The 21454-nt window shown below is 61.3% G+C and carries 17 protein-coding genes; 5 read left to right on the plus strand and 12 right to left on the minus strand.

Going from position 1 to position 21454, the window contains the following annotated elements:
• Positions 1 to 16 precede the first annotated feature (16 nt).
• A complete protein-coding gene (locus C6558_RS18020; RefSeq protein WP_025426601.1) occupies positions 17 to 1327 on the plus strand; it encodes a lipoprotein-releasing ABC transporter permease subunit in 1311 nt (436 codons plus the stop codon).
• 16 nt (positions 1328 to 1343) lie between these two features.
• Complete coding sequence (locus C6558_RS18025) at positions 1344 to 2030, plus strand: ABC transporter ATP-binding protein (RefSeq protein WP_025426602.1); 687 nt, start codon at positions 1344 to 1346, stop codon at positions 2028 to 2030.
• Positions 2031 to 2093: 63 nt separating this feature from the next.
• Here the strand turns inward: C6558_RS18025 and C6558_RS18030 are convergent, their stop codons facing one another.
• Positions 2094 to 2561 carry a DUF5680 domain-containing protein gene (locus C6558_RS18030; protein ID WP_025426603.1) on the minus strand — a complete coding sequence of 156 codons (468 nt, stop codon included), beginning with the start codon at positions 2559 to 2561 and terminating at the stop codon, positions 2094 to 2096.
• Positions 2562 to 2641: 80 nt separating this feature from the next.
• Positions 2642 to 3211: a hypothetical protein gene (locus tag C6558_RS18035; RefSeq protein WP_025426604.1), complete on the minus strand. Its 570-nt coding sequence runs from the start codon at positions 3209 to 3211 to the stop codon at positions 2642 to 2644.
• A gap of 460 nt (positions 3212 to 3671) precedes the next feature.
• Here C6558_RS18035 and dnaE point away from each other — a divergent pair, with 460 nt between their 5' ends.
• Positions 3672 to 7169 (plus strand): DNA polymerase III subunit alpha, encoded by a 3498-nt coding sequence (gene dnaE / locus C6558_RS18040; RefSeq protein ID WP_057211420.1) that lies wholly within the window; start codon positions 3672 to 3674, stop codon positions 7167 to 7169.
• 100 nt (positions 7170 to 7269) lie between these two features.
• On the opposite strand, the gene C6558_RS18045 is transcribed toward dnaE, so the two are convergent.
• From C6558_RS18045 to C6558_RS18060, 4 genes are all read right to left on the minus strand, one after another.
• The gene (locus C6558_RS18045) at positions 7270 to 8502 is read right to left on the minus strand and encodes a L,D-transpeptidase family protein (protein WP_057211517.1); all 1233 of its coding nucleotides are present in this window, start codon (positions 8500 to 8502) and stop codon (positions 7270 to 7272) included.
• A 183-nt stretch (positions 8503 to 8685) separates the two neighbouring features.
• Positions 8686 to 9978, minus strand: coding sequence for a DNA polymerase IV (locus C6558_RS18050; protein ID WP_025426607.1), 1293 nt, complete (start codon positions 9976 to 9978; stop codon positions 8686 to 8688).
• A gap of 162 nt (positions 9979 to 10140) precedes the next feature.
• Positions 10141 to 10782 carry a hypothetical protein gene (locus C6558_RS18055; protein ID WP_081788849.1) on the minus strand — a complete coding sequence of 214 codons (642 nt, stop codon included), beginning with the start codon at positions 10780 to 10782 and terminating at the stop codon, positions 10141 to 10143.
• Positions 10783 to 10784: 2 nt separating this feature from the next.
• Positions 10785 to 11057 (minus strand): DUF3572 domain-containing protein, encoded by a 273-nt coding sequence (locus tag C6558_RS18060; RefSeq protein ID WP_025426609.1) that lies wholly within the window; start codon positions 11055 to 11057, stop codon positions 10785 to 10787.
• 156 nt (positions 11058 to 11213) lie between these two features.
• Here C6558_RS18060 and C6558_RS18065 point away from each other — a divergent pair, with 156 nt between their 5' ends.
• Positions 11214 to 11585, plus strand: coding sequence for a response regulator (locus C6558_RS18065; RefSeq protein WP_025426610.1), 372 nt, complete (start codon positions 11214 to 11216; stop codon positions 11583 to 11585).
• 17 nt (positions 11586 to 11602) lie between these two features.
• Complete coding sequence (locus C6558_RS18070) at positions 11603 to 12970, plus strand: PleD family two-component system response regulator (RefSeq protein ID WP_025426611.1); 1368 nt, start codon at positions 11603 to 11605, stop codon at positions 12968 to 12970.
• Between the two features lie 543 nt (positions 12971 to 13513).
• Here the strand turns inward: C6558_RS18070 and rpmG are convergent.
• From rpmG to topA, 6 genes are all read right to left on the minus strand, one after another.
• Entirely contained in the window at positions 13514 to 13681 is a 168-nt protein-coding gene (gene rpmG, locus C6558_RS18075; protein WP_007626161.1) for a 50S ribosomal protein L33, read from the minus strand.
• 93 nt (positions 13682 to 13774) lie between these two features.
• The gene (locus tag C6558_RS18080; RefSeq protein ID WP_025426612.1) at positions 13775 to 14959 is read right to left on the minus strand and encodes an MFS transporter; all 1185 of its coding nucleotides are present in this window, start codon (positions 14957 to 14959) and stop codon (positions 13775 to 13777) included.
• Positions 14960 to 14972: 13 nt separating this feature from the next.
• Complete coding sequence (locus C6558_RS18085; RefSeq protein WP_025426613.1) at positions 14973 to 15677, minus strand: NUDIX hydrolase; 705 nt, start codon at positions 15675 to 15677, stop codon at positions 14973 to 14975.
• Positions 15674 to 16135 carry a DUF983 domain-containing protein gene (locus C6558_RS18090; RefSeq protein ID WP_107027590.1) on the minus strand — a complete coding sequence of 154 codons (462 nt, stop codon included), beginning with the start codon at positions 16133 to 16135 and terminating at the stop codon, positions 15674 to 15676. Before C6558_RS18090 ends, C6558_RS18085 begins: the two co-directional genes overlap by 4 nt.
• A 141-nt stretch (positions 16136 to 16276) precedes the next feature.
• Positions 16277 to 18646: a ribonuclease R gene (gene rnr / locus C6558_RS18095; protein WP_025426615.1), complete on the minus strand. Its 2370-nt coding sequence runs from the start codon at positions 18644 to 18646 to the stop codon at positions 16277 to 16279.
• A 2-nt stretch (positions 18647 to 18648) separates the two neighbouring features.
• Positions 18649 to 21318 carry a type I DNA topoisomerase gene (gene topA, locus C6558_RS18100; protein ID WP_107027591.1) on the minus strand — a complete coding sequence of 890 codons (2670 nt, stop codon included), beginning with the start codon at positions 21316 to 21318 and terminating at the stop codon, positions 18649 to 18651.
• Positions 21319 to 21454 lie beyond the last annotated feature (136 nt).

Below are 21454 nucleotides of genomic sequence, written 5' to 3' on the forward strand. Positions count from 1 at the left end.
GGCAAGGGGAGGCAGGATGACCGCCGTGACGGAAGATCAGGTGCAGGCCGCTGGCCAGTCTGCAAAGTCCGCCAGCCGCCCTTTTTCCGCCTTTGAGCGCATGGTCGCCTGGCGCTATCTGCGTTCGCGGCGCAAGGAAGCCTTCATTTCGGTGATCGCCGGCTTCTCCTTCATCGGCATCATGCTCGGCGTCGCGACGCTGATCATCGTCATGGCGGTGATGAACGGTTTTCGCACCGAGCTCATCTCGCGCATCCTCGGCATCAATGGCCACATGATCGTGCAACCGATCGACGGTCCGCTCAACAATTACCCCGACCTCGCCACCCGCTTTTCCGGTGTGAAGGGTGTGACGATGGCGATCCCGCTGGTCGAAGGCCAGGTTCTGGCCCAGGGCGTCGGCGATTCTTCGACCGGTGCGCTCGTGCGCGGCATCCGCGCCGATGACCTCAGCAAGATGAAGTCGGTCTCCGACCATATTCAATCCGGCGATCTCGTCGGCTTCGCCGCCGGCACCGGCGTGGCGATCGGTTCACGTATGGCTGAGCAGCTCGGCATTCAGGTGGGCGGCACGATCACGCTGACATCGCCGAACGGCGACGTCACGCCGATGGGCATGAACCCGCGGGTCAAGGCCTATACGGTCTCGGCAATCTTCGAGATCGGTATGTCGGAATATGATGCGTCGATCATCTTCATGCCGCTTGAGGAATCGCAGCTGTTCTTCAATGCCGAAGGCTTGGCCCAGCAGATCGAGATCTTCGTCGAGCACCCCGATATGGTCGACGATTTGCGCAAGCCGGTCGAGGACGCTGCCGAGCGGCAGATCTTCATCACCGATTGGCGCGACCGCAACAAGACGTTCTTCTCGGCGCTCGAGGTCGAGCGTAATGTGATGTTCATGATCCTGACGTTGATCGTTCTGGTCGCGGCGCTGAACATCATTTCCGGACTGATCATGCTGGTGAAGGACAAGGGGAGCGACATCGCCATCCTTCGCACGATGGGCGCGACCTCCGGCTCCGTCATGCGCATCTTCTTCATGACTGGAGCTGCCATCGGTGCGGCGGGAACCGTTGCCGGCGTGCTGCTCGGTGTCGTCGTCTGCCTGAACATTGAGTCCATTCGCCAATTCTTCTCCTGGATTTCAGGCACGACGCTGTTCAGCCCCGAGCTCTATTTCCTCAGCCAGTTGCCGGCAGATATGAACGCCGACGAGACGATCCTCGTCGTCGTCATGGCCCTCAGCCTGTCGTTCCTTGCCACGATCTTTCCGGCATGGCGCGCCTCGCGCCTCGATCCCGTGCAGGCCCTGCGGTACGAATGACAAGGACATCATCTGAATGAATGCGCGCGTGGCACTGCAGCTTTCGGGCATCGAGCGTAATTACGGGCAGGGGGACACCTTCCTCTCGATCCTCAAGGGCGCGGACTTCACGCTGAAAAGCGGCGAGACCGTTGCGCTTGTGGCGCCGTCAGGCACTGGCAAGTCGACGCTTCTGCATGTTGCGGGCCTGCTGGAGCGGCCGGATGGCGGAAAGGTCGTGGTCAACGGCGTGACCTGCGACGGTCTCAACGACGACAGGCGCACCGCTATCCGTCGCAACGAGATCGGTTTCGTCTACCAGTTCCATCATCTGCTTCCGGAGTTCACCGCTCTCGAAAACATCATGATGCCGCAGCTGATCGCCGGCCTTGGCAAGGCTGAGGCCGCCGAGCGTGCGCGGGCGCTGCTCGACTACATGCGTATCGGCCACCGCGCCGATCACCGCCCGTCGGAGCTTTCAGGCGGCGAACAGCAGCGCGTGGCGATCGCCCGCGCCGTTGCCAATGCTCCCTTGGTATTGCTGGCCGATGAGCCGACCGGCAATCTCGATCCGGAAACTGCGGGATACGTCTTCGAAGCGCTCGAAGCATTGGCTCGCCAGTCCGGTCTTGCAGCCCTGATCGCCACGCACAATCACGAGCTGGCATCGCTTATGGACCGGCGGGTGACGATCGAGGACGGCAAGGTCGTCGAGCTGAAATAACGCTCGCGTCAAAGCCCGTTTCCAATGGAGCGCGCGATATCAATGTGATGCGAAACCTTTAGTTTAAGGCACGATGAGGCCACCTCGATAGTCGAGTTCGTAGGCTTCGTCGCCGTCGACAAAGATGACTTCACGTCCGGAAAAGTGCCCGGTGTCGCCGCGGCTGTTGTCGATGTAGTAGCCGTAGGCGTGGCGATATTCCATTCCACCGAGAAAGTGCCGCTTCTCGCGATACATGGTATCGAGCGCGGCTTTGATGACGATGCCGGCGCGTTCCGCATCGATCAGATCGGGCCGGATGACGCGGCCGAAATAATTCATGGCCCAGCGGGTGTCGTCCTCGAACCAGACGGTTTCCTGTCCTGCGAAATCGGTCCCACCGAAGTAACTGTCGAGATACCGCCACCGGTCGCGTTGGTAGCCGATATCGCGCGAGCCCGCGCGCGATGGCGGGCTTGTTATCCCGCCACCGACATATGTCTTCGATTTGGCTTCCACGATGAAGTCTTTGAGCTGCTCGATGCTGGCCATGAGAACACCTTGTTTGTTCCCTGGCAGCATGCCGCGACATTCCGTCGATGTAAAGAACAAAAAGGGAACAAATAGCTCGATTAGATGCCGCAGGCGTGCTGGCCGCGGTCGTCGTTCCAGTCATCGAGAAGCACAAGCTCGCCTTTGGCGCTGACGGGCTTGTCGTTCGATTTGCCCTTGCCCGTCAGCACATTCAGGTCGCAGTGCGAGGTATTGTCGAGATTGAGCGTGTCATAGGACGAGTAGGTGTAGCCGCCGACGACAAAGTCGAAATTGCGATAGGCGATCGTCAGCTTCTGTTCCCAACGGTCACGCCCGACCGAATCGTTGTGGGTGGTAATCACCAGCGAACCATTCGGAAGCGCCGTGACGGACGGTGCCTGGCCGGCCATGCCGTATTGCCCCCAGACCTTGTTCGGAACGGCCGACTTGAGCGCCAGCGGGCCGTCTTCGCCGGCGAGATAGATATAGACGGCATTGTTCTCGTCTGTCCCGTCATCGGGCTTCACCAGCAGCGCCAGATCGCCAGCACCATTCTTGTCCCAGTCGCCTGTCGCGGCCGGGACAATGCGGCCGGGATCAATCGCCTCGGCGGCAAGGGCGAGGGAAGGAAGCAGAAAAACGAGAGGCAGGGTCAGGCGTGCAGTCATGTCGTTGTGCTCCGTGTGGTTGGTCCAGTCATAGGCGCGATGGACGGAGCGCTCAAGGTTTCGGTTAATTACCTCAAACGCTCTTTGTTGATGCGGTTAACCATGCGCGGTGGAAAGCGGGCGGTGTGCTCAACAGCGATTGACGAGAGAACAAAAAAAGAACAAAGTGGATACATAACGGAAAAGGAGCCATGTTATGACTGATTTTGTTCGTGACCTCGCCGCCTTCACATCGATGGGCCTGTTTGTCGCCAGCGTTGCCTTCATCGCTCTCGGACTTTGATCCCTGGGCATACTCAAGATGCTGCGCGACCCCGATGCGGGGTCGCTCGATATTATCCCGGCACAGCACCCCCGACACCAGCACCGTTGAAAAGAACGCCGGCCCACGATGCAAAACTGGACATGGCGGGTGATAAACGGGATATCCTGACACCCTGACAGGAATCAGGATGTAGAGATGGCGGATCACGGCAGCGGGGAACGGAACGATCAGACGACTGCAGATCCGCAGTTCGTGCATTTGCGTGTTCACTCGGCTTTTTCGCTGCTCGAAGGCGCACTGCCTTTGAAGAAGGTGATCGGCAAGGCTGTGGCCGATGCTCAGCCGGCGATCGGTATCGCCGACACCAACAATCTTTTCGCAGCCCTTGAATTTTCCCAGAAGGCGGCCGAAGACGGCCTGCAGCCGCTGACCGGCTGTCAGTTGTCGATCGACATGGAAGACGACGGTGACGGCGAACGTCGCAGCCATGCCCAGCAGCTCGCCAAGCTGCCGGCCATCGTCCTGATCGCCGCGACGGACGACGGCTACACACGACTGGTCGATCTGGTAAGCCGCGCCTATCTCGGCGGCGAAGGCAGCCAGGTCACGAGGATCACGCGGTCGTGGCTCGTGGAGGCCGGCACCGACGGGCTGATCGCCCTTTCGGGCGCAGGCGGCGGCCCGATCGACATGGCGGTGAAATCCGGCTCGACGGCCTTGGCCGAGGCACGCCTGGAAGCCCTAAAGGATCTCTTCGGCGATCGGCTCTATATCGAGCTGCAACGGCACGGAAACTTTGACCGCCGACATGAAAGCCGGATGATCGATCTGGCGTACAAGTTCGATGTGCCTCTGGTTGCGACCAACGAGGCGTTCTTTCCCTCGCCATCCGACTATGACGCGCACGACGCGCTGATGGCGGTCGCTCACAACGCCATGGTTTCCGACGACAGTCGGTTCCGGTTGACGCCGGATCATTATCTCAAGAGCCGGAAGGAAATGGCGGCACTTTTTGCCGACCTGCCCGAGGCGCTCGAAAATACCATCGAGATCGCGCGGCGCTGCTCGTTCATGCTGAAGACGCGCGGGCCGATCCTGCCACGCTTCACCGGCGCCTCGGACGATCCGGAGGAGGCCGAGCGTGCCGAGTCCAGCGAGTTGCGCCGGCAGGCGGAAGAGGGGCTCGACGATCGGTTGCGCAAGCTCGGCATGGCGCCCGGCTATACAGAGGAAGAGTACCGCGAGCGGTTGGCGTTCGAACTCAGCGTCATCGAGCGCATGAAGTTCCCCGGCTACTTCCTGATCGTTGCCGACTTCATCAAATGGGCCAAGCAGCAGGACATCCCCGTCGGCCCGGGACGCGGTTCGGGCGCGGGCTCGCTCGTCGCCTATGCGCTGACGATCACCGATGTCGACCCGATGCGGTTCTCACTGCTGTTCGAACGCTTCCTCAATCCGGAACGCGTATCGATGCCCGACTTCGACATCGACTTCTGTCAGGACCGGCGCGAAGAAGTCATTCGCTACGTCCAGGCGAAATACGGCCGCGAGCAGGTGGCCCAGATCATCACCTTCGGTTCGCTTCAGGCGCGCGCGGCGCTGCGCGACGTCGGCCGCGTGCTCGAGATGCCCTATGGCCAGGTCGACAAGATCTGCAAGCTCGTGCCCAACAATCCGGCCAACCCGACGCCGCTGTCAAAGGCGATCGAGGAAGAACCGCGCCTGCAGGAAGAGGCGGAAAAGGAACCCGTCGTCGCCCGTCTTCTCGACATCGCGCAGAAGATCGAGGGTCTCTATCGCCATGCCTCGACCCACGCAGCCGGTATCGTGATCGGCGACCGGCCGCTGTCAAAGCTCGTGCCGATGTATCGCGATCCGCGTTCCGATATGCCGGTGACGCAGTTCAACATGAAATGGGTCGAGCAGGCCGGCCTGGTAAAATTCGACTTCCTCGGCCTGAAAACGCTGACCGTGCTGAAGGTCGCCGTCGACTTCGTCAAGCTGCGCGGCATCGAGGTCGATCTCGCCAGCATTCCGCTCGACGACGAGAAGACCTACGAGATGCTGTCGCGCGGCGAGACGGTCGGCGTGTTCCAGGTGGAAAGTGCCGGCATGCGCAAGGCGCTGATCGGTATGCGGCCAGACTGCATCGAGGACATTATTGCGCTGGTGGCGCTTTATCGTCCGGGCCCGATGGAGAATATCCCGGTCTACAACGCCCGCAAGCACGGCGAAGAAGAGATCGAATCGATCCATCCGAAGATCGACCATCTGCTCAAGGAAACGCAGGGCGTTATCGTCTACCAGGAGCAGGTGATGCAGATCGCCCAGGTCCTGTCGGGCTATTCGCTCGGCGAAGCCGACCTTCTGCGTCGCGCCATGGGCAAGAAGATCAAGGAGGAAATGGACAAGCAGCGCGCCCGTTTCGTCGACGGCGCGGTCAAGAACGAGGTATCGAAGCCGCAGGCCGATCTGATCTTCGATCTTCTCGCCAAGTTCGCCAACTACGGCTTCAACAAGTCGCACGCTGCCGCCTACGCCATCGTCTCCTATCAGACGGCCTATATGAAGGCGCACTATCCGGTCGAGTTCCTGGCGGCGTCGATGACGCTCGATATGGCCAACACGGAGAAGGTCAACGACTTCCGTCAGGATGCCGGGCGCCTCGGCATCCAGGTGATTGCGCCGTCGGTCCAGTCCTCCTTCCGGCATTTCCAGACCGGCGACAAGCGCATCTACTACTCATTGGCCGCCATCAAGGGTGTCGGCGAATCGGCAGTCGAGCATATCGTTGCCGTTCGCGGCGACCGCGAGTTTGCGAGCCTTGAGGATTTCTGCCTGAGGATCGACCCGAAGCTGCTCAACCGGCGTGTGTTCGAAAGCCTGATCGCGGCCGGCGCCTTCGATTGCTTCGGTTACGACCGTGCCGAGCTGGTCGGCGGTCTCGATCGCATCCTCGGCTTTGCCCAGCGCGCGCAGGAAAACAAGACGAGCGGACAGAGCGATATGTTCGGTGCGGGGGCCGCGACCGGACCGGAACGGATCTCGCTTCCCACCTACACGCCGTGGCTCGCCTCAGAAAAGCTGCACCGCGAGTTTCAGGTGCTGGGCTTCTATCTCTCGGCCCATCCGCTCGACACCTACAACCCGCTGCTCGCCAAGATGCGCGTCCAGACCTTCGGCGATTTCGCCGGAGCGGTGAAGAAGGGCGCAACGGCGGGACGTCTCGCCGGCACCGTTACCTCCAGACAGGAGCGCAAGACCCGAACCGGCAACAAGATGGGCATCATCGCTTTCTCGGATTCGTCCGGTCAGTTCGAGGCCGTGCTGTTTTCGGAAATGCTGCACCAGTATCGCGACCTGCTTGAGCCCGGCAAATCGCTGGTGATGACGGTTCAGGCGGAGGAGCGGCCGGAAGGCATCGGCCTTCGCATCCAGACCCTGCGCTCGCTCGAGGAAGAATCGCTGCAGATGCAGAAGGCGCTGCGCGTTTATGTGCGCGATTCAGGACCACTGAAGTCGATCGCCGCCCATTTGAATGCGAGGGGCGAGGGTCTCGTTTCCTTCATCGTCATCAAGGATAACGGCCAGCGCGAGATCGAGGTCGAACTCAACGAGAAGTTCAGGATTTCGCCGGAGATTGCCGCAGCACTTCGCTCGGCTCCGGGTGTGGTCGACGTTGAACTCGTCTGACCGCGCTGCATGATTGCTTGAGCCGGCGGCGTATAAAGATACGGAACGTCAGGCGCGGCTGCAGCGCAGCTTTTGAGTATCGGATCGACTGCGCAGGGCATCAGCCCCGCGGGGATGCGCGGGTGATTGTGATGAAATCGGTCCCGTCGCCGGTTTCGAGCCCGCTCTCCATGTCCGAAATCGACAGCGACGAACCGTCTGCAAGCAGGCCGCCGATCCGTTCGCGGACGTCGTCGGAGACCGTCAGGCGCCCGAGCGTGCGCTGGACGGCATTGAAGGCTGATGCGTCGGCGTCGGCGGCGATCCCGAGGCGCTTCTTCACCGATGACGGCAGATGGTTTTCGAGCGGTACGCCGTACCACTTGCCTTCGCTCTTTCCCTCGTCAATCTCTTGAAATTGCAGGAAATGCGTGCCGAGCGCCTGCTCCGGCTTGTCGATCGTGACGCCTGCCTCGAAAATCGGCTTGAAACCCTGGCGGACAAGGATCACCCCGTTGGGGGGAACGTCGCGGCCCGCTTTCCTGAAGATCGCCTCAGTCAGCTCCGGCGTCAGCTTGCCATCGACGGTCGATCCCTCGGCAGTCTGGAACGCGTTGATGGCGGCGGTCGTGTCCGGGCCGATGTGGCCGTCCGGCACGCCGGCGACATAGCCGAGTTGGTTCAGCGCCGACTGGACTGCACGCTTGATATCGCGCTCGCCGCGTCGGGTGATCAGCATGCGGATCGGCTCGCGGTCTTCTGCTTTGATGACTGAGTTGGCGGTCGATGCCTCGGTCATCGCCACTTCGACCGGCATGGTCTCGGTCTGGCTGATCGCCGGGCGGAGGGGCACATCCGACAGCGGTGCGGGGTTCTCGCCGGGCGCCGGGTTGCGCTGGAAGAGCACGGCGCTCGACACTTCGGTGGGGCTGACCTGCCGATCGGTTATCAGGACATGCACGCCGCGCGACGTCATCTTGAAGAGGCTGGCGGCAAACTTGCTCGGCAGGCGCACGCAACCGTGCGAAGCCGGATAGGCCGGCACGTGATTGGAGCCATGCAGCGCAATGCCTGACCAGGTCAGTCGCTGCATGAAGGGCATCGGCGCATTCGAATAGATGTTGGATTTGTGGTGACGGCGTTTTTCAAGGATCGAGAAGATGCCCGTCGGTGTGGAATGGCCGGCCTTGCCGGTAGAGACTGCCGACGTTGCGATCACCGCGTCGCCGTCATAGACGACGAGGGATTGCTGGTTCTTCGAAACGATGATCTGCAGCGGTGCGTTGCTGCCGGCAAAGCCGACCGCAGGCGAAAACAAGAAGACGACGACGCTGGCCGTGAGAGCGAAACGCAATACCATACACTCATCCCAACACGTAAACTGGCCGACAAGCTTACGCTGAAATCTTTAAAGAATTTGTCCCGATCGACCTACAGCGCCGCGCGTCTTATTAGACGCGCAAAGGTCGCTGTAGCACTTTGAATTGCTGCATGTTTTTATCCTTGCAGGATACGTCAAGCCGCCGCCGATAACGCACTAGTGATCGCGCTTGCGGCTGCCAAAGGTGTAGCCGGTTTCGACGCTGGCCTTGCCGAACTTGTCGCGCAGCTTGTTGATGGCGTCCTCGGCGGCGGCACGACGGGTTGCGGCTGGATCGACCAGATCGGGGGGATCTGCGAGATCGGGGCTGGAAAGATCGCTGACTCCGATGCCGATCAGCCGGTACTTCGTGCCGTCAACTTCCTTCTCCAGAAGCTGCAGCCCGGTGCGGAAGATACGGTCTGCGAGCCGCGTCGGACTGTCGAGGCGGCGGTTGCGAGTCCTGGTCTTGAAGTCGGCAGTCTTCAGCTTCAAAACGACGGTCTGGCCGGCGAGTTCGGATTTACGCAGGCGGTGGGCGACCTGTTCGCTCAGCCGACGCAGATGCGTGACGAGATCGTCGTAGCGGGCGAGATCGTCGTTGAATGTCGTCTCTGACGATACGCTTTTCGCCTCGCCGTCGATCTCGACCGTTCTTTCGTCGAGGCCGCGCGACAGGCGGTAGAGCCTCTGGCCCATGGTGCCGTAGCGGCGCATGAGGTCGGCTTCCTCCATCGTCTGAAGCTGACCGATCGTGCGAATGCCATCGCGCTCCAGCGTGGCGGCGAACGCCTTGCCGACGCCCCAGATCAAGGTCACCGGCCTTTCTCTCAGGAATTCGAGCGCCTCGGCCTGGCCGATTACCGAGAAGCCGCGAGGCTTCTGCAGATCGGAGGCAACCTTGGCGAGGAACTTGCAGTAGGAAAGGCCGACGGAGACGGTAATGCCGATCTCCTGTTCGACACGGCGGGCAAAGCGGGCGAGGGTGCGCGCGGGGGGATCGTGGTGCAGCCGTTGGGTGCCGCTGAGCTCCAGGAAGGCCTCATCGATGGAGAGCGGTTGCACCAGCGGTGTCAGCTCCTGCATCAACGTGCGGACCTCGCGGCCGACGCGAACGTATTTTTCCATGTCGGGCTTGATCACGACCGCCTGCGGGCAGGCCTCAAGCGCCTTAAACATCGGCATTGCCGAGCGCACGCCGTGAATGCGGGCGATGTAACAAGCCGTCGAGACGACGCCGCGCTTGCCGCCGCCGATAATCACTGGCTTGTCGGCAAGCTCCGGATTGTCCCGCTTCTCGACGGAGGCGTAAAACGCATCACAGTCGATATGGGCTAGAGTCAGGTCGTAGAGCTCGGCATGACGCAACAGACGGGGGCTGCCGCAGGCAAGGCAGCGTCGCGCCGTCGCGGTCTGTTCCCTGAGGCAGTCACGGCAGAAGCCTGGAGTTTGAGAACCACTGTCGAGCATATCTGGAACAAATGTTGAACATTGGGACTTTACGCTCTACGCTAACGAGTCTCAAGGGAGGCCGCGTTGGAAATTGCCTTGCATGTCAGGTTGCCGACGCCAAGCCGCTGGTCGGATTTTGCGCGTCGTCTTGCAGGTCTCGATCTGCTGGTCCGGGTGCCGCTATCGCTGGAAATGCGCGCGAATGGCATTCGCAGCGTCGACCCAGTCGCTAGCAATGTGAACGCAGTCCGCCGGTTGAGGCGCGAGCGCCCGAAACTCGGCGTTCGCCATCAGATTGATCAGCAGGCAGGATGGCGCGTGCTCCTGCACCGATTGCAGGTTGCGCGCGATATCGTCGATGAAAACAACGGGAAGCGCCCGTCCGGCATGCAGGCGCTGAACGATCGGCCCTTTGGGTTCCTCGGATGCGAGCAGTGGATAGGGAAGATCGAGCCGGTCGAGCAGAGCACGACGCGCGGCCGCATGGCGCGGTGGCATGGCCGTCAGGAAGACGATGTCAGCCTGCTTGGACAATTCACGGAGAGTCTCGACAACGCCGGCAGTCGGCGTCTGCCAGCGATCCTGCGTGGCGTAGAAGGCATCGAGCATGTCCTTGACGTCAGCCTCGCTCGCTGCCCGCTCCGTTGCGCGATGGATGATGTTGCCGGTCAGCCGGAAGGAGCGCGGCAAGAGGACGTGGTCGCGGCTTTCGAGAAAGGACCGGAATGGATCCAGGAATTCGAGCACGACTTCATCGATGTCGCTGATAACAAGCGGGCGGTTGCTAAGGCGGATTTCATCTTCGAAGACGGTGTTGCTCAAGCTCAGCTGTCCTGCAGATCGGCGGCGCCGGAAAGCTTCTCATGCGCACGCACGACATCCTGCGGGGCTGTCCCTGTTGCATCGCAGAAAGCGATCAACGTTGGTTCGTGGTCCATAAGAAAGGCGATGAGCCCACCCATGCAGCCCGGCTCGCCGATCGCGTTGCGCAGGGAGGACGGGTCCGTGCCGGTCAGCGCCAGAAATCGGGACAGCAGGTCCGGCTCGCCGGCAAGCCAGGAGAGAATGTCGATGGCGATTTCGTCGGCGCTCTTCAATGTCTTGGCCTCCTACTGTTTTTACGCCCGGAATTACCTATTTTTCAACCAAATAGGTTTATCGGTGAACTTGAGGAAATGGGTCGAGTCGTTGGTTCTGCAACTTAGATGTCTTGAGAAGACTTGCAAGAAGACGACGGACAGCAAGGGATCGACATGCCCAAACAGGTAATGATTGTTGAGGATAACGAGCTGAACATGAAGCTCTTCCGAGACCTGATTGAGGCTTCCGGCTACGCGACGATCCAGACGCGCAACGGTATGGAGGCGCTCGAGCTGGCGCGGAAGTATCGCCCCGATCTGATTTTGATGGACATTCAGCTGCCGGAGGTCTCCGGGCTCGAAGTCACGAAGTGGTTGAAGGAAGACGATGAGTTGCACGTCATCCCGGTGATCGCCGTGACTGCCTTCGCCATGAAGGGCGACGAGGAACGTATCCGTCAGGGCGGATGCGAAGCCTATGTTTCAAAACCGATTTCTGTGCCAAAGTTTATTGAGACGATCAAGACCTACCTTGGCGATGCCTAACTGGCGGGAAAATTGATATGACTGCGCGCATTCTTGTTGTCGATGACGTGCCTGCCAACGTTAAGCTTCTCGAAGCGCGTCTGCTCGCTGAGTATTTCGATGTGCTGACGGCGGGTGATGGCCATACGGCGCTGACGCTCTGCGAGACGACACCGGTCGACCTGGTGCTTCTCGACATCATGATGCCCGGCATCGACGGCTTCGAGGTCTGCGAACGTCTGAAGGCCAATGCACGCACAGCACATATTCCCGTCGTCATGGTGACGGCACTCGACCAGCCGTCCGATCGGGTTCGCGGGTTAAAGGCCGGCGCCGACGATTTCTTGACGAAGCCGGTCAACGATCTTCAGTTGATGTCGCGGGTGAAGAGCCTCGTCCGCCTGAAGAACGTCAGCGACGAATTGCGGCTGCGGGCCCAGACGGCGCAGACTATCGGCCTGCAGGAACTGGCCCGTCAGGACCGTCCGGACGAGCCGGGCAATATCCTCCTGGTCGATGGCCGCGGCTCCTCTCAGGAGCGGCTGCAGCGCACGCTCAAGCCGATTGCCGATGTCTCTGTTATCTCCGACCCGCAGGCGGCGCTGTTCGAGGCGGCCGAGAACAATTTCGACCTCGTCATCGTCAACGCCAACTTCGACGATTACGATCCCTTGCGATTGTGCTCGCAGTTGCGATCGCTGGAGCGCACACGTTTCATTCCGATCCTGCTGATCACGGAGCAGGGCAATGACGAGATGATCGTGCGTGCGCTCGATCTCGGTATTACCGACTACATCATCCGGCCGGTTGATCCCAATGAGCTTGTTGCCCGCTCGTTGACCCAGATCAGGCGCAAGCATTGCAACGACATGCTGAGAAAGAGCGTGCAGCAGACGATCGAGCTGGCGGTCACCGATGGCCTGACAGGGCTGCACAACCGCCGCTATCTCGACAATCATCTGAAGCTGCTGCTCGATCGTGCGGGAGCACGCGGTCGCCCGTTGTCGATCTGCATGACCGACATCGATCGGTTCAAGCAGGTCAACGACACCTATGGTCACGATGTTGGTGATGAGGTGTTGCGCGAATTTGCCAACCGCATCCGCTCCACCGTCCGCGGCGCCGATCTGGCCTGCCGCTTTGGCGGCGAAGAGTTCGTCGTGGTCATGCCCGACACACCGCCGGAGATGGCGGCCGCCGTTGCCGAGCGGTTGCGGCATATCATCGAGAGTCAGCCATTCTCGATACCGCATGCGGACGGCGCGCTGGTCATCACCGCGTCCATGGGCATTGCCGGCCTGAAACTGGAAGGCGACACGACAGAAGCTTTGCTGAAGCGCGCAGATATGGCGCTCTACCAGGCGAAGAACGAGGGTCGCAACAGAGTGGTGGCGGCTGCAGCCTGACGGAAAGAACCGAGCCTGTCACCACCTGCTGGTGGCTTGATGAAATTCCGGATCCCTCTTGCGATATGCCTTTAAAGTTGTATTCTCCGCCGCAACGATGCTACCGAGGGGTTTGGTAGCGGCGGCGCGCAAGCATTTACATGTGCCGATGTGATACGGAATTAACCATGCGCCGAGCGACACCGCTTCGCGCATTAAGAATTCATTGATTTTTTTCTATTTTCAGGTGATGCTGATAAATGCGGGGGCATAGCTTCCATCAGCTTCGGTTACCCCATGATGCTCAGGTCCGCCGCATCTCCTGGGTCGTGGGGTCGGTCGGTTGGCTTTTGACACCTGCGGAATCCTCGTGCCGCGGTCAGTAGCCAACCGACCCCCATTCAAAGCGCTGTTCCGGAAGGGACAGCGCTTTTTGATTCTTGCCTGTGCGCACACGCAGGCGGGACGGCCTCCGAACAGTCGGCGGCCGCTTCTTGGCGCACCAACGGAAAGGGGCGCCAAACCTTGCGGTTGGCGCCCCTTGATCCCACGAAACGTCAGATCTTACTTGATCTTGGTTTCCTTGAACTCGACGTGCTTTCTGGCGACCGGATCATACTTGGTCTTGGTCATCTTGTCCGTCATCGTACGGCTGTTCTTGGTCGTGACGTAGAAGAAACCCGTGTCGGCTGTCGACAGCAACTTGATCTTGATGGTGGTGGCTTTTGCCATGGTCGTCCTGCCTTTATGAAATTGAAAGCCGTGGACAACCGGTTGCGGGCCACGGGCAAGGTTGGCGCGAAACTACAAATCGCGGCCGAAAAGTCAAGACCGTTTTGGATTCAAAACGATCCTTACAACCGAAAGCGCGACGTAAAGGCCGAAAAACCCGGCAATCGCCCAGGCAAAACCGTTGTTGCCAGCCACATCCATCGATGCGCCGATCACCTGCGGCCCGGCCACCGTGCCGACCGCATAGGAGAAAACGAACGCCGCATTGGCCGCGGCAAGGTCGGAGCCCTGCAGGCGCGAGCCGAGATGGCTGAGGCCGACCGTGTAGAGACCAGAGACGCAGCCCCCCCAGAACAACAGAATGATCGCCATCAGGAACCAGCTTTCCACCAGCATCGGCAGACAGAGGGCGCCAATGAGGCCGATAACGGTCATGGCCGTCAGCAATGTGCGCTTATCCTTGATCTGGTCTGACAGCATGCCGAGCGGAATCTGGAAGATGAAATTGCCGATGCCCATCACGGTCAGCAGCAGCGCCGCCTGTGATTCGGTGAACCCCGATCGTGTCCCGTAGACCGTAAAGAGCGACAACCCGCCCGATTCGACCGCGCCGAAGATGAAGACGGCGGCGGTCGCGGTCGGCACCAGGAAGATGTAGCGCATGAAATGGCGGTCGGGCTTTTCGTCGATGACAGGGCTCTCGTCCCGCGCGAGGAAGATTGGCACGGCCGCGAGCAGAATGACACCGGCGCCGACCACGAAGGGCAAGACACCCTCGCTGCCGAGGATCGAGAAGAGCAGCGGCCCGCTCAGGAAGCCGAGGGATAGAACCGTGCCGTAGATGCCGAGGACGAAGCCCCGTTTCGCTGGCGGGGCGGTGGCGTTGATCCAGAATTCGGAGAGGATGAAGAGTACGGTAATGGCGCCATGGAAGACGACCCGCAGCGGAAACCAGAGCCAGAAGTTGGTAATGTAGTAAAAGCCGAAGGCGCTGATTGCGGCGAGCAGGACGGCCCAGAGCATCGTCGGCGCAACACCGTGGCGATGGGCGAATTTGGTCGTGAAGGAAGCCGCGACCATGGAGGCCACGCCGGCCATCGCCGAATTGAGACCAATCAGCGTCGACGAGATGCCGCGGTTCTCCATGATGCTCGAAAGCAGCGGTAGGCCGAGGCCGATGGCGATGCCGACGGCGCTGATGGCGGAGACCGCCGCGATCAGCGACGGCCAGTGAATTTCCTCAACCGGTGCTGGGCACCCGGGCGTCGGCTGTGACATGCGACGGTGGTCCTTAGAGAAGCGTGCGGATGAGCCGCCCACGGCGCGCGAAATAGAAGGGCACGGAGCGCTCATAGGGTAGCGTCGGGTCCGTGTTAAGGCCGCTTCTCAAATCCGAAAGGATGATTGCGGTTATCTCCGGTATCCGGAGCGAGGGGAGGTCGTTGACATCGATCCACTGCAAATCCTGGAGCTCCCGGCTTTCCAGAACCCGTGATGTATCGACTTCGGCTTCGTCCGCGAAGATCGCGAAGAAGCGTGTATCGAACCGCCTCGAGTGTCCCGGAGGAGTAATGGCCCGAGCCATATAGCGCAAGTTTGCGAGATCTGGAAGAAAGGGCAGTGGCGCTTCCGCCTTTGCATGCGGCGTGCCCAAGGGAACACCGGCTTCCTCGTAGAGTTCTCGGAGCGCCGCCAGCGCCAGTGCTCTTGCACGAGAGTCGCTTACGGGTGCCCCCCGGACGCTTTTCAGCGCCTGCAGGACGGCGGGGTTGAGATCACTGGAGAACGCGAGGCGATGGTCGGTCGGGTCTCGGCGCCCGCCGGGAAAGACATAGAGATCGGGCATGAAGACATGCGCACTGCTGCGCCGGCCCATCAGCACGCGTACGCCGTCGCCGGAGCGGTCGAGCAGCATGATCGACGCTGCGTCACGCGGCCTTGCGCGCCGCTCAGGCGTGTCGGGGGCCAAGGTGACGCTTTCGCGTCCTGACGTCATGCGGAGGGATCTCGCACAGGCAGGACGTCCTCGGGCGTGTCCTCCTGTCCACCGAAGCCGTGCATCCTCAGCGCCCATTGCAGGCCGATGACAGCGCCCTTGATCGGCTGCAGCAGCGCAAGCGAACTGATCAGCGTAATCGGCGTCCAGATGGCAAGGTGCTGCCACGTCGTCAGCGGCAGGATCAAGTCGGTCATCATGTAGCCGCCAAGCACCAGATGGCCGACGATGGTGACGACGATATAGGGTGGAAAGTCGTCGGCGCGCTGGTGGTCCATACGCTCGCCGCAGGCCGCGCAGGCATCGACGGCTTTGACATAGCTGCGGAAGAGCTTGCCGCTGCCACAGGCCGGGCACGTGCCGAAAAAGCCGCGACGCATGGATCGACCGACGGGACGTTCATCGGCTGCATGACCACCGAGGTGAAGCGTTTCCTTGTCCGTTGCCATCATCTGCATTCTCTCCTTGTCGAAGCCGCCGGCCACATGTCGTGGCCTAAAGCGCATCGCGATCTTTCAGATCCGCTTGCTGCGCTTTAAGCTCTTGTTTTTGCGCATGCCGTCATCGCAAAAGCGATGAACACTTTTGCGCGACATGCTCTAGCGCTTTCCGCGCGGCGGTCGTGTACCCGGCGTCTTGCGCGGGCTCGAGCGATCACGACGCCCCGATTTGTGGAAGGAGCGCGTGGCGGTCGGCATTTTCCGTCCTTCGCTGATCATCTCGAAGCGAAGCGCGCCGGCAAGCGGTACGGCTTCGACCAATTTGACCTGCACCTGATCGCCGAGACGAAAGCCGAGACCGGTCTTTTCGCCGGAAAGGGCCTGATGCGCTTCATCATAGATGAAGTAGTCTCGTCCGAGCGTAGATATAGGTACGAACCCGTTGGCGCCATAGGCCGGCAGGGTGACAAAAAGTCCCGCCTTGGTGACGCCGGCAACACGGCCTTCGAATTCCTCGCCGATGCGGCCGTTCAGATGATGGGCGATCAGCCGGTCGACAGTATCGCGCTCGGCGGCCATGGCCCGGCGCTCGAAGGTCGAGATCTCAGCGGCGATATCGTCGAGCACCGCCTCTTCCTGCGGCGTGAGACCGCCTTCGCCAAGACCGAGCGAGGCGACCAGCGCTCGGTGCACGATCAGATCGGCGTAGCGCCGGATCGGCGAAGTGAAATGCGCATATTTCAACAGGTTGAGGCCGAAATGGCCGATGTTCTCAGGGCTGTAGATCGCCTGGCTCTGGGAGCGCAGCACCATCTCGTTGACCATGGTTTCGAACGGCTTGCCTTCGGCCTTGGACAGGATGCCGTTGAAGTGGTTCGAGCGCATGTTGCCGCCCTTGACCAGCGCGATGTCGAGCGTGGCCAGGAACTCGCGCAGGCTCTCCTGCTTGGCCAGCGACGGCTGGTCGTGCACCCGGTAGATCAGCACCTGGCGCTTCTGCTCGAGCGTCTCGGCGGCGGCGACGTTCGCCTGGATCATCATTTCTTCGATCAGCTTGTGCGCGTCGAGGCGGTCCGGCACGAAGACGCGATCGACGGTGCCGTCGGGCTTCAAGATGATCTTGCGCTCGGGCATGTTCAACTCGAGCGGCTGGCGGCGGTCACGACCGCGCGTGAGCGTGCGATAGGCCTCCCACAGCGGCTTCAGGATCGTGTCGAGGATCGGGCCGGTCTTGTCGTCGGGATTGCCGTCAATGGCGGCCTGGGCCTGCTGGTAGGAAAGCTTGGCCGCGCTCTTCATCATGATGCGATGGAAGGTGTGGCCCGCCTTGCGGCCCTCCTTGGAAAAGCGCATGCGCACGGCGAGCGCCGGCCGGTCGACGCCTTCCTTGAGCGAGCAGAGGTCGTTGGAGATCCGCTCCGGCAGCATCGGAACGACTCGGTCCGGGAAATAGACCGAGTTGCCGCGCTTCAACGCTTCGAGGTCAAGTGCCGATTTCGGCCGGACGTACCAGGAGACGTCGGCAATCGCGACGGTGACGATGACGCCGCCCGGATTGTCCTCCGACGGGTCCGGCTCCGCGTGAACAGCATCGTCGTGGTCCTTCGCATCGGCCGGGTCGATGGTGATCAGCGGCAGCGAGCGCCAGTCTTCCCGATGCGCCATGGTGGCCGGGCCGGCGTCTTCCGCTTCGTTCAGAGCGCGTTCCGGAAAGACGTGCGGGATGCCGTGGGCATAGATGGCGATCATCGAGATCGCCTTTTCCGAAGCGACCGAACCGACGACGTTTTGAACCTGAGCGCGCGGCAGGCCGTAGCGGCCAAGGCGCGTCAGTTGGACTTCGATGAGATCGCCGTCCTTGGCGTCGCCGACGAAGTCCGGATCAACAAGGATTTCCTCGCCGCGCTTTTCGATCGGCATCAGGCGCCCGCCGCCACCCGGCGTGGCGCGGAAGACGCCGAGGACGGCGTCCCGGCGCTTGTCGAGCACCTTGATGATGCGTGCGGTATAGGCTGGGCCGCCACGGTCCTTGGCCGGGAAGATCTTTGCAAGCACGCGGTCGCCGAGGCCGCCGACCGGCGTCTTGCCCTTGTCCTTGCCGACAGTCGACTGCTTGATCAGCACTGCCGGTGCGACGCCATCGTCATCCAGCCATTCGGCCGGGCGGCCGATCAGTTCGCCGTCAACGTCGCGCATGGTGATATCGAGCACGGTAACCGGGGGAAGGGCGCCCGGACGCACGAGCGACTTGCGCTTCTTCTCGACCAGCCCGTCTGCTTCCAACGAACGCAGCAGCGCCTTGAGTTCGACGCGCGTGTCGCCCTTGAGACCGAATGCTTTGGCAATTTCTCGCTTGGAGGCGCGTTCCGGATTCTCGGCGATGAAGCGCATCAGCACATCGCGCGGGGGAACCGCACCGTGGATGATCGAGGTTTTCTCCGACGCCGGCGCGGCCTTTGCCGCGCGGCCCTCTTTCCTGCCGGAGCCTTTTCCGGATCTTTCGGTCGGGTCGCGCGGTATTCTGGTCAAGGTCAGTCCTTCTTGGCCTTCGCGGCCGTCTTTGGTTTTGCCTTGGCAGGCGCCTTGGCCTTGGTCGTCTTCTTGGTGGCGCCGTCTGTCGCAGCCTTGGAAGACTTCGTCGTCTTTGCCTTCGTCGCCTTGCCCTTGCCGGTGCCGCTCTTGGCTGCACGCTCGGCAATGAGGGCGAGCGCCTCTTCGACCGTTACCGATTGCGGATCCTTGCCTTGCGGCAAGGTCGCGTTGATCTTGCCCCAGTTGACATAGGGCCCGTAGCGGCCGTCGCGGACGGTGATTGCGCCGCCTTCCGTATGGTCGCCCAGTTCCTTCAGCGCGACCGCGGCGCCACGGCCACGACCGGCACCGGCCTTGGATTGCTTGTCGGCAATCACGGAAACGGCGCGGTTCAGACCGATCGAGAAGACGTCTTCGATCGATTCGAGGTTCGCATAGGTGCCGTCATGCAGCACGAAGGGTCCGTAGCGGCCAAGACCCGACGAGATCATCTTGCCGGTTTCGGGGTGCGCGCCGATATCGCGCGGCAGCGAGAGCAGGGCGACGGCCTTCTCATGGTCGATGAAGGATGGCGTCCAGCCCTTGGGCAGGCTCGAACGCTTGGCTTCCTTGCCGTCGCCGCGCTGGACATAGGGACCGAAACGGCCGCTGCGCAGCGTGATTTCCTCGCCGGTGTGCGGATCCTTGCCGAGCGCCTGCGGCTCGTTCGAGACCGAAGCCTCGGCATCGCTGTTGCCGTCGGACGAAAGCTGGCGGGTGAAGTTGCACTCGGGGTAGTTCGAGCAGCCGACGAAGGCGCCGTACTTGCCGAGTTTCAGCGACAGCTTGCCGGTGCCGCAAACCTGGCAGATGCGCGGATCGCTGCCGTCTTCGCGCTTGGGGAACACCAGCGGTGCCAGTTCCTCGTTCAGCGCGTCGAGCACGTTGGTTACGCGCAGTTCCTTGGTTTCCTCGATCTGCGCGAAGAAATCCTTCCAGAAGTCGCGAAGAACGTCCTTCCAGTTGACCTCGCCAGCCGAGACCTGGTCGAGCTTTTCTTCGAGCGACGCCGTGAAGTCGTACCCGACGTAGCGCGTGAAGAAGCTTTCGAGAAACGCCGTGACGAGCCGTCCCTTGGCCTGGGGCACGAGCTTGCGCTTGTCGTTGGTGATGTAGTCGCGGTCGAGCAGCGTCGTTACCGTCGCGGCATAGGTCGATGGACGGCCGATGCCGAGCTCTTCCATCTTCTTGATCAGCGTTGCTTCCGAGTAGCGCGGCGGCGGCTCGGTGAAATGCTGCGAAGCATTGATCTTCTGCTTTGCCAGGCTTTCGCGCGCGTTGATCTCCGGCAGGCGACCATCTTCGTCGCCGTCATCGGTCTGCTCGCCGTCTTCCTTGGCGTCCGTATAGGCGGCGATGAAGCCGTCGAAACGAATGACCGAACCGGTGGCGCGCAGGCCAGCCTTGTTGCCACCGTTATCGGCGGTAATCTCGGCGGTCGTACGTTCGATCTCGGCAGACGCCATCTGGCTGGCGATGCCGCGCTTCCAGACAAGATCGTAAAGCTTCAGCATATCGCCGTCGAGGAAGCGGCGGACCTGGTCGGGCGTCCGGTTGAAGTCGGTCGGGCGAATGGCCTCGTGCGCTTCCTGGGCGTTTTTCGCCTTGGTAGAGTAGAGGCGTGGCTTTTCCGGCAGGTAGCGGTTGCCGAACTGGCTGCCGATCGCCTCACGTGCGGCCTCGATCGATTCGGGCGCCATCTGCACACCGTCGGTACGCATGTAGGTGATCAGACCGACGGTTTCGCCGCCGATATCAACACCTTCATAGAGCTTCTGCGCAACCTGCATGGTGCGGGAGGCGGAGAAGCCGAGCTTCGATGACGCAGCCTGCTGTAGCGTCGAAGTGGTGAATGGCGGCGAGGGGTTCCGCTTGACCGGCTTTGCCTCGATGCTGTCGACGACATAGGTTGCGCCATCGAGCAGGGTCTTTAGCCGGTTGGCTTCCTCGCCGTTGCCGACCGCACGTGGAGCCAGTCGCTTTCCGTCCGCCGAAACGAGCCGTGCCTCGAACTCGTCACCGCGCGGCGTCTTCAAGAGCGCCGACAGGTTCCAGTATTCTTCGGAGATGAACCGTTCGATTTCCGCTTCGCGATCGCAGACCAGCCGCAGCGTGACGGACTGAACGCGGCCGGCAGAGCGGGCGCCGGGGAGCTTACGCCAAAGTACCGGCGACAGGTTGAAGCCGACGAGATAGTCGAGTGCACGGCGCGCCAGATACGCATCAACAAGCGGAATATCGAGGTCACGCGGATGGGCGATCGCGTCAAGCACGGCCTTCTTGGTGATGGCGTTGAAGGCCACACGCTTGACCGGCTTGTCACCCAACACCTTTTTCTTCCTGAGAAGATCGAGCACATGCCAGGAGATCGCTTCGCCTTCGCGATCCGGGTCGGTCGCGAGGATGAGGCCGTCCGCTGCCTTCACGGCATCGGCAATATCCTTCATGCGTTTGGCCGACGCGGCGTCGACCTCCCAGGACATCTCAAAATCTTCGTCGGGACGAACCGAGCCGTCCTTGGCAGGCAGATCCCGCACATGGCCGAACGAGGCAAGAACCTTGTAGCCTGGGCCGAGGTACTTGTTGATCGTCTTTGCCTTCGAAGGCGATTCCACCACTACAACATTCATCGTCATTTTTCTGAGACAACCGGGTTTGGTCCTGCGTCAGCGCGGTTTGCACTGAGCATCGCCGAATATCGATGCCCCGAAATGGACAGGGATTCGAGCGGGGTCAAGGGGTTTCATTCAAAATAGCGACAGGGCT

This window comes from Ensifer sp. NM-2, assembly GCF_003024455.1.
GTDB classification, from domain to species: domain Bacteria; phylum Pseudomonadota; class Alphaproteobacteria; order Rhizobiales; family Rhizobiaceae; genus Ensifer; species Ensifer canadensis.